The organism is Moraxella sp. CTOTU48717 (assembly GCF_032057165.1).
GTDB classification, from domain to species: domain Bacteria; phylum Pseudomonadota; class Gammaproteobacteria; order Pseudomonadales; family Moraxellaceae; genus Faucicola; species Faucicola tetraodonis.
Genome location: NZ_DAMBBC010000003.1, coordinates 138,264 through 150,399, shown reverse-complemented (window position 1 = coordinate 150,399; position 12,136 = coordinate 138,264). Strand labels below are relative to the sequence as shown.

The following is a 12,136-nucleotide window of genomic DNA, read 5'->3' as shown; positions in this document are numbered from 1 at the left end:
CCCAATTCTATCTTAATTTTGTGATTATTTGGTCTAGACATTGGGGAGTACCTTAATCAATAATGTTTTAAAATCTTTATAATTATCAATTACTGTTTGAAGTGTACCATTTGAAATTTTTGGTAATATATAAATACTACTCAATAAATGCTCGACTATTCTTAAAGCTATTTCTAATTCTCTATCATTTGGTTGCTTTATGTCATGGGCTGAGTCATTACCCATAAAACGTATTCCATGGAGATGATTGGTATCACTAATGGAAATAAATCCGCTAGTTTTAAGTTTATTAATACGACTTTCGAGTGATTTACCCTCAATTCCTTTATCATTACAAACTGCTTCTATGCAAGTTCTAAGCCCTATTCCTGTTAGAATTTTCGAATCATTTGCATAGCTTTTGAGAGTATTCTGATAAATACTTTTTACAATTATTGGCAATTCAGCTAACTCAAACCATTGAAATTCTTTATGTCCTTTCAAGGGAACGGGATAATTGGTAACATTTTTCGGGTAATATAAATCACCATTAAAATCATAGTGCTCATTCTGCAAATCAATTTGCATTATTCTGAAAGAAACATAATCGCAACCTGCACATTTTATAATTTGATAATATAGCTCTTCTGGATAATCATTAGGGTCATATGGTACAAAGTATTCTTTAACGATAAGTTGATTTGTGTCTTTCCCACATGATTTACAATAGCTAGTAATATGTGTATTTTCTGCCATTTTAACTTACTCAGCTTTCGGCAAATATTTATCCAAGGCTTCTTGACGATGGGCTTCATCCGCAAGTGGGAAACCAAGTTTTGCACGGGCTTCCACATAGCTTTGTGCCACTTTACGCGCCAAGGTACGCACACGCAAGATAAAGCGCTGACGCTCAGTGACTGAAATTGCCCCACGTGCATCCAACAAGTTAAAGGTATGTGACGCTTTAAGCACCATTTCATACGCAGGCAGCGGCAGATTAAGACCGACCAATTTGTCAGCTTGGCTTTCATAAAAATCAAACAACTCAAACATTTTTGCCACATCGGCATGTTCAAAGTTGTAGGTCGATTGTTCCACTTCATTTTGGTGGAATACATCACCATAAGTGACACGACCAAATTCGCCATCCGTCCATACCAAGTCATACACACTGTCCACGCCTTGGATATACATGGCAAGGCGCTCAAGACCGTACGTGATTTCTCCTGTCACTGGGAAACACTCAATACCACCGACTTGCTGGAAGTAAGTAAACTGGGTAACTTCCATACCATTTAGCCAAACTTCCCAACCAAGTCCCCATGCGCCAAGCGTTGGTGACTCCCAGTTGTCTTCTACAAAGCGTACATCATGCGTTAAGGTATCAATGCCAATTGCTTTGAGTGACCCCAAGTACAATTCTTGAATATCAGGTGGATTGGGTTTGAGTACCACTTGGAACTGATAATAATGTTGTAACCGGTTTGGGTTGTCGCCATAGCGACCATCCGTGGGACGGCGTGATGGCTGCACATAGGCGGCATGCCAACGCTCTGGACCTAATGCTCGTAAGAAAGTGGCGGTATGAAACGTGCCTGCACCCATTTCCATATCGTAAGGCTGTAACACCACACAGCCTTTTTCTGCCCAATAATTTTGCAAAGTTAAAATCAATTGTTGAAACGTCATCATACGAGAATTACCACTATATAGTCGGTGATTAGGCAAACTGTGTTTATCAAAATAGTTGTCCACGTGATTTTGATAAAGCGTCAGTTTTTTTAATTAGTCACATTAAAAATTTAAATTTTTTTGCGTCGCAAATAGCCCTTAAAATAGGCGGTACAATTGCCGAACGATATTTTTACTTAAAACGCCCAAAATAGCAAACTTATCCAGTTTTTTAGCTAGATATATAGTCATGGTTATTGAGAAAATTAAGGGGTTGGCAAAACTACAAAGCATTAAAACAATATACATTTCGCGACAAATCAGTTACCGCATTTTAGCACTTTTTTACTAGATTTACGAAAATTCCTGTTACCCTTGAACAAGTGATTTCGACGATTGATTGTTAGCTTTTTTTAGCCGGTTTTAGCCTTTTTAATCGCTTTTTTTTAAGATAAATCAGCCAAATTTGATACGTCATCCAATGTCGTTTTAGTTGGGTTTTGACTTTTAATTTTCATCTTTTATCGCCATAATAACCTACACAAGCTTTTACTTAATTTATGTTAAGTAGTTGTTTTCAATAACTTTTCATGAGGTCAACCATGCTTATTTCGGCAAGTCTATTATTAGCTGCTACGTCGTTAACTTCTAACTGGTTGTTTTTAATCGTTCTAGTGACTGTCGGTATGCTAGCGATTGCGTTTACCCCTTACCGTTTTGTATTGGGCTATTTTATGTTGGGCATGGTGTACTGGATTTCGGTGGAAGGCTTGCACTGGGCAGTGGTCACGCTGTCATCGTTGACTGGCACGGATGCGTATGTGGCGGCAATTGGTCTATCAATGATTCCGATTGTGATAGCGTTAAATGGAAAACCCAAGTTTAATAAAGCGGCGAGTCAAGCTACTACTTACCAAACCAGGTTAAAAAGCAGTGTCCAAATGAGCGCCGGTCATCGTCCTGTGGTGTTAGAAAAAGATACCGATTTTCATCAAAACTTTGTTCGTCATGCCTCTGTGTTTGACTCAAAAAACTAATAACAACCTCGCCACCTTATCGCTATAGCAAGTTATTTAACCCATCATGTTGATGGGTTTTTTATGCGCTTTAGCTTGATAAAAGGTAAAAGGCTCGCTGTCTAACGTCGCTCAAATACACAAATCAAACGCTTTGATTACAAAAAATGATACTGGTATGTTAAACATTACTGTAACTTGGCATCGATGCCCTTATAATATATTTTATAACAAAGCTATTAAATCCTTTGTAGTAGCGAATTATAATCTCTTTGAAGTGAATGACTTAATTATTATCATTTATTAAAAGACCTTGCGTATTGCAATATCTATAAAATCTATAATTTTGGAGGACACGTATGTTATCTCAATTAACCCAAATCAAATCAGATCCCCTTGACGTATTATTGTTTGCCGTTGGCTTGCGTCTAACCCAACTTGCCAAAATGGGCGATGACAAATTTAAAGGCTTATTAGAAAACCGTAATTTTACCATTCAACTCGGCAGCGACGCGGAACAAACGTCACGCTATTATGAGATTAATAACGGTACTTTTAGCCAACATGCAGGTCCAGCCAAAGAGCCAACATTGACGATTACCTTTAAAGACTCAATGACGGGTGTGAAATTGCTCACTAAAGGTGAGGCGACGGCATTTATGACGGGCATCCAAAATGGTGACTTAAAAATGTCCGGTGATTATTCACTGCTGATGTGGTTTAACCAAATCGCAAAATTTATTGTGCCAAAAGTACCTGAGCCACTTAAACCTGTGGTTGAACAAGCAAAACCCTTGATTGAAAAAGCCACACCTTTTGCTAAAGAACTTTGCAGCAAAGCCCTAGCAATGATTGGGGGCGCGAGCGCGGGTAAAGCATCTGGTAGCAGCAAATACTTTAATGAAGCCAACACCAAAGATGTCAATGCTGACAGTGATTCTGAAGCTACGAGCAAATTAGACACCCTTAAGGCGAAAGCGGCTGAAATTAAAGATGATGCGGTGGAAAAATTTGATGAGCTAAAAACCGAAGCCAAAGAAAAAATCGATGCACTCAAAGAAGATGCGAGCGGAAAATTAGCGGATATTAAAGACACCGCTAACGAAAAACTTGGCGAAACCAAAGAAAAGTTGGATGAGGTTAAAGCGCAAGCGGCTGATAAAATTGATGACGCTAAAGAAACTGCCACTGAAAAGCTTGATGAAGCAAAAGCAGCCAAAGATGATAAACTTGCGGATGCTAAAACCAAGCTTGAAGACGTCAAAGACCAAGCAGCTGAAAAATTAGCCGATGTTAAGAGCTTGGCCGGTGAAAAACTAGATGATGCTAAATCAAAGGTTGAGGAATTAAAAACCCAAGCCGATGACAAACTAGATGCGCTAAACGATGAAGCCAAAGAAAAAGTCAGCGAGGCAAAAGATAAAGTCGAACAAGCTAAGCAAAAGCTGACCGATGAAACGACGAGTGATTCTGATGCATCCGATAATAAAGCCATCGAAGAGAAGTATGAAGCGGCTAAAGATACTACTAACGCTCAAGATAGTACGGCAGATGATGATAGTATCCGTCCTGACAACGTGTTTGCCAAATCAGCCGATAATGACAACTTAACGCCTGCGCTGCGTAAATCTGCTGAAATTGAGGCAAAGCATGCGTCTGATGAGGTCATTGCCGACAATGTCAAAACTAGCGCAGTCACTGATGATAAATCACCTATCACCAATATTTCCATTACCCGTGGTGATAGCTCTCAAGACAAGTAAGCCATTGTCATTAAATGATAAAAAACAATCACTTTAGGTGGTTGTTTTTTTTTGGTATGATGAGACACCTTTTATCATTTTTAGCTTTGTTTTAATTAGGATTATAGCTGTCATGGCAGACTTATTAGCAATTCAACAATCAGAGCAACCGATTGGCACCACACTGACCACCCAAAGCCGCCCAACTCGCGAGCAAATCCAAGCTTGGTTTGAATTACCTTTGATGGATTTACTGTTGCTCGCGCAAAATAAACTTCGCGAACACTTTCCACCCAATGCGGTACAAATCAGTACCCTGCTATCAATAAAAACAGGCAACTGTCCTGAAGATTGCGGCTATTGCTCACAGTCAGGACACCATAGCACCGACTTACAACCTGAAAAGAAAATCGAAATAGAAAAAGCGATTATCGAGGCCAAAAAAGCCAAAGCAGCAGGCTCTAGCCGTTTTTGTATGGGTGCGGCGTGGAAGCACCCAAACGATAAAGATATGCCCTATGTGGTTGAGCTGATTAAAGAAGTCAAAGCATTAGGGTTAGAAACTTGTATGACGCTTGGGATGTTATCGGGTAACCAAGCGCAAGTACTTGCTGAGGCGGGACTGGATTACTACAACCATAACCTTGATACCTCACGCGAATACTATGACCATATCGTCTCCACCCGTAGTTATGATGACCGCCTAACTACCCTTGACCATGTGCGTCAAGCAGGCATTAATATTTGCTCAGGTGGTATCATCGGTATGGGTGAAAGTCGTGATGACCGCATCAATCTACTCACAGAACTGGCTAATCTGCCAAAACCCCCTGAATCGGTACCAATCAATATGCTGGTACCCATCGAAGGCACACCGATTGCCGATCAGCTGCAAGGCACGCGCTTGCCTGTGCTTGAGTGGATTCGCACCATTGCTGTCACGCGCCTTGCTTGCCCAACTAGCTATGTGCGTATTGCCGCAGGTCGTGAAGGCTTAACCGATGCCGAGCAAGCCATGTTGTTTATGGCAGGTGCCAATTCTTTCTTTTATGGGAATCGTTTATTGACCACCGATAATGCTACCACCAACCATGATGATCAGTTGATTGCCGATTTAGGGTTGACGGTTGAACAAGCCGAGCCTAGACAAATCCCGGTGACCAATGCGATGAATGGTCGCATCGGGAGTTTGGCTGTCGTTTAATAGCCCAACAAACCGCCGAAGTGGCGGTTTTTTCTTAGATGCTTTAACGATGCTTTAACAGAGTCCAACAGTATGTTAGCCAATTTTGCCCTTCAATCAGCCCTTGATGAACAGCGCCAAAAAGACCTGTATCGTCAACTGACGCCCATTAGTCAAGGCGTGACGCCCACCATTGACGTAGATGGCAAAACCTACGTCAACTTTGCCAGCAACGATTATTTGGGACTTGCCACCGACCCGCAGCTCATACAAGCGTTTAGCCAAGCTGCAAAAACCATCCAGCAAGTGGGTAGTGGCGCATCGCACCTGATTACGGGGCATACGCTTTGGCATGAACAATTGGATACCATCCTTGCCCAAGTGACAGGTTATGAACGGGCATTAGCTTTTAGCACAGGGTATATGGCAAATGTCGGTGTGATTCAAGCGTTGTGTGGTAAAGACAGCGTGATTTTTAGCGATAAGCTCAACCATGCCTCCATTGTCGATGGGGCAATCCTTAGCCGTGCCAAAGTCATGCGTTTTGGGCATCGCAATTATAGCCAATTAGAACAGCTGCTGTCGCAAAGTAGCGCTAAGCAAAAACTGATTGTCACCGATCATATTTTTAGTATGGATGGTACCATTGCCGATTTGGATGCGCTGCATGCGTTAGCGGTTCGCTATGAATGCGCCTTGATGGTAGATGATGCCCACGGTTTTGGTCTGCCCTATCAGGCTTATAAAAAAGCCCAACCGCAAGCGGATATCTATATCGGTACCTTTGGTAAAGCGATAGGTACTAGTGGCGCATTTGTCGCAGGTTCGAGTGAGTTGATTGACTATGTGGTCAATTTTGCCCGTTCATTTATTTATACCACGGCGATGCCCCCTGTGCTTGCCAGCGTGACAAAAACTAGCATTGCCATCTCACAAACTGATACGTTGCGCAGTGACCAATTACTTGCTAACATCAAGCAGCTCAGTCAAGGGCTATTGCAGCAAAATTGGCAAGTAGGTATTGATAATCAAATACCGACCACCGCCATTATTCCTGTGGTCATTGGCAATAATGATAGAACCCTGCAGCTTGCCAACGCGTTAAAATCTCGCGGTTTTTGGGTCTCGGCAATCCGTCCACCTACGGTGCCGGTAGGCACAGCACGGCTACGCTTTTGCGTGAGTGCTCGTCATAGTGAACAACAAATCTCGGATTTACTTGCTGTCATGCAGACTTTAAAATAACGGCTATTTGCAGACTTTTTTAGGACAAGGTTATTTAGAGTAAGCTGATTTAGGTTAAGCTTATTTAGTTGCATCATCATCGGGGTAAGCAATGACAGAATATTTTTTATGGTTTAAAGCCTGGCATGTGATTTCATTGGTGTGTTGGTTTGCCGCGATTTTTTATCTACCACGCTTGTTTGTGTATCATGCCATGAGTGCCGATAAAATCAGTCAAGAGCGATTTGCATTGATGGAGCGTAAACTGTATCGCGGCATCATGACACCTGCGATGATTGCCACTTGGATTTTTGGTTTGTGTATGCTGCTACCCAATTGGGACAGTTATAAAACCCAAGTTTGGCTACATATTAAGCTAGCCTGCGTCATTGCGTTGACGGTATATCATGTAGCTTGTGGTCGATTTCGCTTAAAACTGATTGACAACCCTAACTATAAAACCCATGTTTTTTGGCGGTGGTTTAATGAGGTGCCTGTGTTTATTTTAGTCGCCGTGGTGATTTTGGTGATTGTTAAACCGCAATTTGGCGCGTAATCATTTTGGCACTTCATGGGTTAGGGTTAAATCATAGCGCAAGGGTTCAATCATAGAAGGTTGCCATGATTGCCTGCGCTATTTTCGGTGAGCGCAAGGTGTAAATACGGGTCAAGGTCAGCTTGTTTGAGCAGCCAATCGACATAATCAGGCGGCAAGTCTTTAATAGCAACCCCTTTATGTTTGCCAAAGCGTATTACCGTGGGTTTTCGGGCATGTTCACTGGCTTGATACAGCTGTGCCATATCGGTGATACGATGCTGAGAGCAGATAGCTTTTAATACCAAAAAAGTAAACCAAATATCGTATTTGGCACCATGCGCGAATTTGATATTTTTTTTGGCAACCTGCGGCTCAAAAAAACACAGTAGCGCACCCAAACTATGGCTATCTAGCTGCGGGAAAAAATGCCGCGCCAGTGCCAAAGTGCAAATACGCTTAATGTTTGATAAATCACAGTCAGCATTGGTCAGCACGTCAGCATCAAAGTCGATATTGTGCCCAATCAGATACTCGCAGTCTTCTGGTAACTGAAAATCAGTATGCGGCGGCTTGTCTGCCACATCGTCGTCAAAAATCCCTGTGATGGCTTGGCTGCCCAAAGTAATTTTTTTGTGTGGGTTAAAGCGCTGCTCAAAGGCGTTGTGGGTCTGTAATATCAGCTCGCCTGCTGGACTAAACACCACGCCAATGTAGGCAATTTCGGTTGCATGTGGCTCAACCAATCCATGCGCTTCTGTATCTAAAATATAACTACTCATAACCTTAAAACTTACTAAATCGCTCAATTCACCCGTTGTAGACAATCATCATACACGATTTGGCGATAGCTTCGTTAGGTTTTCAGTATCTTGGGTTTTCGGTATCTTATTTTTAGTATCTTGGGTGCACCAATCGCTATCTACATCAATCGCTGTCTAAAGGTTCTGCTTGGTCTTTGCTGCTTCACTAACCCTGTTAAATTAGCCAACTTAGCCAATAAGGGCGCCAACTCAACCAACAAGGGTATGGGTCTCAGGGTAACGAATACGGGTCGGCTTAGGGGTTGCGATAAAATACGCCAAGGTTAACGGTCCAAGACGCCCCATATACATCATAAACATAATCACACATTGCCCAGGCTCACTCAAGGTCGGGGTGAAATTTCGCGATAACCCGACCGTTGACGATGCTGATATCACTTCAAATAAAATATCAACCAAGTGCCCTTCTGGCTCACATATGGTTAAAATAAACGCCGCTAAAGCAATCATCAAAATCGAGGTGCTCATCACCGCAAACGATTTTTTTACCAAGTGATCAGAGATAGCACGATGAAAAATCGTCACTTGCGGGTGCTGACGCAAATATGCCCTAGTCGATGCTAGGATAACCACAAACGTGCCGATTTTGATACCGCCACCTGTGGACATTGAGCCTGCGCCAATAAACATCAATATAAAGGTCAATAACGTACTGGCATCTGTCACTTGGCTATAATCAATATTATTAAAACCTGCGGTACGTGACGTCACCGCCATAAACCAAGATGCAAACCACTGCCCAGCTTCGCTCAATCCGCCAATCGTTTTGGCGTTATGACGCTCAAGTAACCAATACCCCATACAACCAATGATATTGAGCGCTAGTGTGCCCAAAACCATGACTTTGGTGTGCAGGGTAAATTTTTGCCAGCGCTTGTGTTTGATGATATCTAAAATCACCAAAAACCCGATGCCGCCCGTGATAATAAGCAAGCTTATGATAAAACTAATCATCGGCTGGTGCACATAGGCAGTCATATTGTTGCCATTTAGCGCAAAACCTGCATTGTTAAACGCTGAGATACACAGAAAAAATGCTTCATACATCGCATCTTTTAGCCCTTTTAGCGGTGCTAAAAATAGCGTTAATCCTAAAAAACCCAAGCTCTCGGTGATAAAGGCAATTTTGATTACCGCTTTGGCTGTACTACCAATTTGGTTGCTATGGGTACCCAACGCTTCCTGCGCCGTGATTGAGCCGGATAATCCCATTTTACCTTGCAAACTGGTCAATACCAAAATCGCAAAGGTCATAAAACCTAGCCCGCCAAATTGAATCAGCGCGGCAATCACCAGTTGTCCAAACGTGGTATAGTTAGCGGTATCTACGACATTTAGTCCCGTGACGGTCACCGCAGACGTCGCGGTAAAGGCTGCTGCTAACAGACTAATCGGTTGAATTGTTGCGATTGGCAATGACAGCAAAACCGTCCCCATCACAATTAACGCTAAAAACCCCAAGGACAAAATCGCAGGCGAGGACAACTGCAGTCCCTGTTTGGTAGGCGGCTCTAGGTCGTGAGCACTGGGTTTTGATTTATCAACAATCTTTGCTTTGTCGCCTTTTTTGACTTCACGAAACGGCATATCTACAATTACCTTTTTTACGTGAGTGGTGGGCTAAATAGCCGTTTGGCGAATGACTTTGGCAAGGCGACGCAGCGCTTGGGTATCACCACCCACCACCAATTTATCCCCACCTTGAAAGAAAAAGCCATCGGGTAATTGGTTAAAGATTTGCTGGTTGCGTTTTAGCATGATAAAAGTAATATCAGGATGGTTGTGCTGTACATCCGACCACGGGTGCCCTCGCCACTGCTCAGGCGGGTCTAGACGAACCAAAAACTGCTCGTCACCCAATGCCATGTATTGTTTGACCATCGGATAGTTCATTTTTTGGGCAATACGAATCCCCATGTCTTGTTCGGGGTGAATAATATTATTCACGCCTAAGCTTTTTAGGATTTGGTGATGGGAGTCGGTTTTGGCTTTCACCCATAGGTTTTGTACGTTTAGGCTTAGTAGGTTGAGTGTACATAGCAAGCTGGCTTCAAGGTTATCACCAATGCTCACGAGCACGCCGTCGAAACTTGCAAGGTCAAGCTCTTCTATGGTGTCTTTGTCGGTGGCATCAGCAATCACGGCACGGGTGACATGTTCACTGATGTCATCGACCAGTTTTTCATCAATATCAATCGCTAGGACTTGGTTGCCCAATTTTTCAAGCTCTTTAGCGCAGGTAATACCAAAAACACCCAGTCCGATAATGGCAAATTGCATTTTGATTTTTCCTTTCTTAGCCCACTTCCTGAGCAATTTTTTTTAAATCATCAATACAGATAACATATTTTCTCATTATTTTTTAGCGCGCTGGCGACTGGCTTCGTACAGCACCATGCCAGTGGCGACACTGACATTTAAACTTTGGATTTGCCCATGTTCATTGCCGGGCATCGGGATATAAACCAGCTGGTCGCAGGTATCTGCGGTCAAACGGCGAATACCGTCACCTTCTGAGCCCATCACAATCGCCACATCACCTGTCAAATCACAGTCTTGCACGGGCTTTGCCGTATCATCAAGTGCCGTACCAAACACAAACACCCCTTGTTTTTTGATGTCAGTGAGCGTACGCGCAAGATTAGTGACTTGGATAAAAGGAATTAATTCCACCGCACCGACGGCGACTTTTGCCACGGCTGGGGTAATGCTTGAGCTATGATTTTTGGGAATAATGACGGCTGAGACACCCATTGCCACGGCGGTACGCAAACACGCGCCAAGGTTGTTCGGGTCGGTGATTTGATCAAGTACCAGTAGTAATAGCGGTTTTCGCTCGGCTTGATGTTTGTCAACTAAGTATTTGAGATCTGCCTCATCTTGGAGTTCAGCAGGGCGGGCTTGCAATACCACGCCTTGATGCTGCGGACTTTCTGCAAGCTTGGTGAGTTTGTCTTTGGCGCTGATTTGTATCGCAATCCCGTAGGTTTGGGCAAGCTCAGTGATGTTGGCTACCGTGGCATCATCTTGTTTTTTACCGTCTTGAATAAAGAGTGTCAACCCATCGATACCGCGGTGTTGCAAGATGGATTGCACGGCATGAATGCCATAAAAATAACTCGGTTTTGCCATGATTGATGACCCTTTTTTTCGATTTTATATTTGCCTTGCCCCTAGCTTTGTATATTATTCGCTAGCCTTCTAGGTGGCAAATGTACTGCACGACTGCTTCATTACGTAGCTCATAACTGCTATGCCCTTCGACCAAGAACGCTTGACCGGCACGGTAATAAGTAAATTCTTCCTCGCCTGCCAGTTTGACTTCACACTCACCTGCCAAAATTTCGATACGTTCAGATGAGTCGGTTTTAAATTCATAGGCGGGCACATCGGCATCACAAGGTAGCACGATTCCTAGCATTTTTTTGCGTCCATCTTCAAACCAAACGGTCCGACTAAAAGTACGACCTTCATAGTAAACATTCGCTATTTTTTCTACCGATACATGGTCGAAACGATTAGGTGACGTCATGAGATTCTCCTTAAAATACACAGTCAGTTGACTTGATAACGCTGCCTTGTTATAAAAAATTATAAAGAATTATAAAGATGGGCAAGTCGTTTTGCGGCAACCCGCTTTTTTTAATCGACAAATGGGTTTTATAATCAAACGCAGTCCGTGACTTGTCGCAATCAGCCAATGGTATTGCCGATAGATTGTTAACGGTTGATAAAAAATTATGTTCCGTTATCCTTGTGCAGACGTTGTTTAGACCAATAGAATATCATCAAATTTAGTCAACTTTTATGACAATCTATGTTTTATGACAATCGATGAAACCGCCCTCAACTTGACTAGGCGAAGATTGCTAGACACAGATACCCATCAAAGATACCCAGCTGACTGAAAGTTGGATTTTTGCGTTGCTTATTTTGTAATTGTCCCAATTATGCTATTGTTT

The 12,136-nt window shown here is 42.8% G+C and carries 12 protein-coding genes; 5 read left to right on the top strand and 7 right to left on the bottom strand.

Annotated elements, in window-relative coordinates:
* Positions 1-33: 33 nt before the first annotated feature.
* Both RT084_RS03570 and glyQ read right to left on the bottom strand, forming a co-directional pair.
* Positions 34-735 (bottom strand): DUF4145 domain-containing protein, encoded by a 702-nt coding sequence (locus tag RT084_RS03570; protein WP_313097686.1) that lies wholly within the window; start codon positions 733-735, stop codon positions 34-36.
* Between the two features lie 6 nt (positions 736-741).
* On the bottom strand, positions 742-1,668 hold the full coding sequence (gene glyQ, locus RT084_RS03565; RefSeq protein WP_313097693.1) for a glycine--tRNA ligase subunit alpha: 927 nt from the start codon (positions 1,666-1,668) through the stop codon (positions 742-744).
* Between the two features lie 584 nt (positions 1,669-2,252).
* Here glyQ and aciT point away from each other — a divergent pair.
* The 5 genes from aciT (at position 2,253) to hemJ (ending at position 7,371) form a co-directional block, all read left to right on the top strand.
* Complete coding sequence (gene aciT, locus RT084_RS03560; protein WP_312384810.1) at positions 2,253-2,687, top strand: AciT family ciprofloxacin tolerance protein; 435 nt, start codon at positions 2,253-2,255, stop codon at positions 2,685-2,687.
* Positions 2,688-3,025: 338 nt separating this feature from the next.
* Positions 3,026-4,429, top strand: a complete 1,404-nt coding sequence (locus tag RT084_RS03555; protein WP_312384808.1) for a hypothetical protein — start codon at positions 3,026-3,028, stop codon at positions 4,427-4,429.
* A 112-nt stretch (positions 4,430-4,541) separates the two neighbouring features.
* A complete protein-coding gene (bioB, locus tag RT084_RS03550) occupies positions 4,542-5,612 on the top strand; it encodes a biotin synthase BioB (RefSeq protein WP_312384790.1) in 1,071 nt (356 codons plus the stop codon).
* 72 nt (positions 5,613-5,684) lie between these two features.
* A complete protein-coding gene (locus RT084_RS03545) occupies positions 5,685-6,836 on the top strand; it encodes an aminotransferase class I/II-fold pyridoxal phosphate-dependent enzyme (protein WP_312384788.1) in 1,152 nt (383 codons plus the stop codon).
* A 91-nt stretch (positions 6,837-6,927) separates the two neighbouring features.
* The gene (gene hemJ / locus RT084_RS03540) at positions 6,928-7,371 is read left to right on the top strand and encodes a protoporphyrinogen oxidase HemJ (protein WP_007115035.1); all 444 of its coding nucleotides are present in this window, start codon (positions 6,928-6,930) and stop codon (positions 7,369-7,371) included.
* Positions 7,372-7,421: 50 nt separating this feature from the next.
* On the opposite strand, the gene RT084_RS03535 is transcribed toward hemJ, so the two are convergent.
* From RT084_RS03535 to ppnP, 5 genes are all read right to left on the bottom strand, one after another.
* The gene (locus tag RT084_RS03535; protein ID WP_312384785.1) at positions 7,422-8,132 is read right to left on the bottom strand and encodes a 3'-5' exonuclease; all 711 of its coding nucleotides are present in this window, start codon (positions 8,130-8,132) and stop codon (positions 7,422-7,424) included.
* A gap of 231 nt (positions 8,133-8,363) precedes the next feature.
* Positions 8,364-9,761 (bottom strand): TrkH family potassium uptake protein, encoded by a 1,398-nt coding sequence (locus RT084_RS03530; RefSeq protein WP_312384784.1) that lies wholly within the window; start codon positions 9,759-9,761, stop codon positions 8,364-8,366.
* Positions 9,762-9,794: 33 nt separating this feature from the next.
* Positions 9,795-10,454: a potassium channel family protein gene (locus RT084_RS03525; protein ID WP_312384782.1), complete on the bottom strand. Its 660-nt coding sequence runs from the start codon at positions 10,452-10,454 to the stop codon at positions 9,795-9,797.
* A 75-nt stretch (positions 10,455-10,529) separates the two neighbouring features.
* Entirely contained in the window at positions 10,530-11,306 is a 777-nt protein-coding gene (rlmB, locus tag RT084_RS03520) for a 23S rRNA (guanosine(2251)-2'-O)-methyltransferase RlmB (protein WP_062332305.1), read from the bottom strand.
* 61 nt (positions 11,307-11,367) lie between these two features.
* Positions 11,368-11,706 (bottom strand): pyrimidine/purine nucleoside phosphorylase, encoded by a 339-nt coding sequence (gene ppnP, locus RT084_RS03515; protein ID WP_007115041.1) that lies wholly within the window; start codon positions 11,704-11,706, stop codon positions 11,368-11,370.
* Positions 11,707-12,136 lie beyond the last annotated feature (430 nt).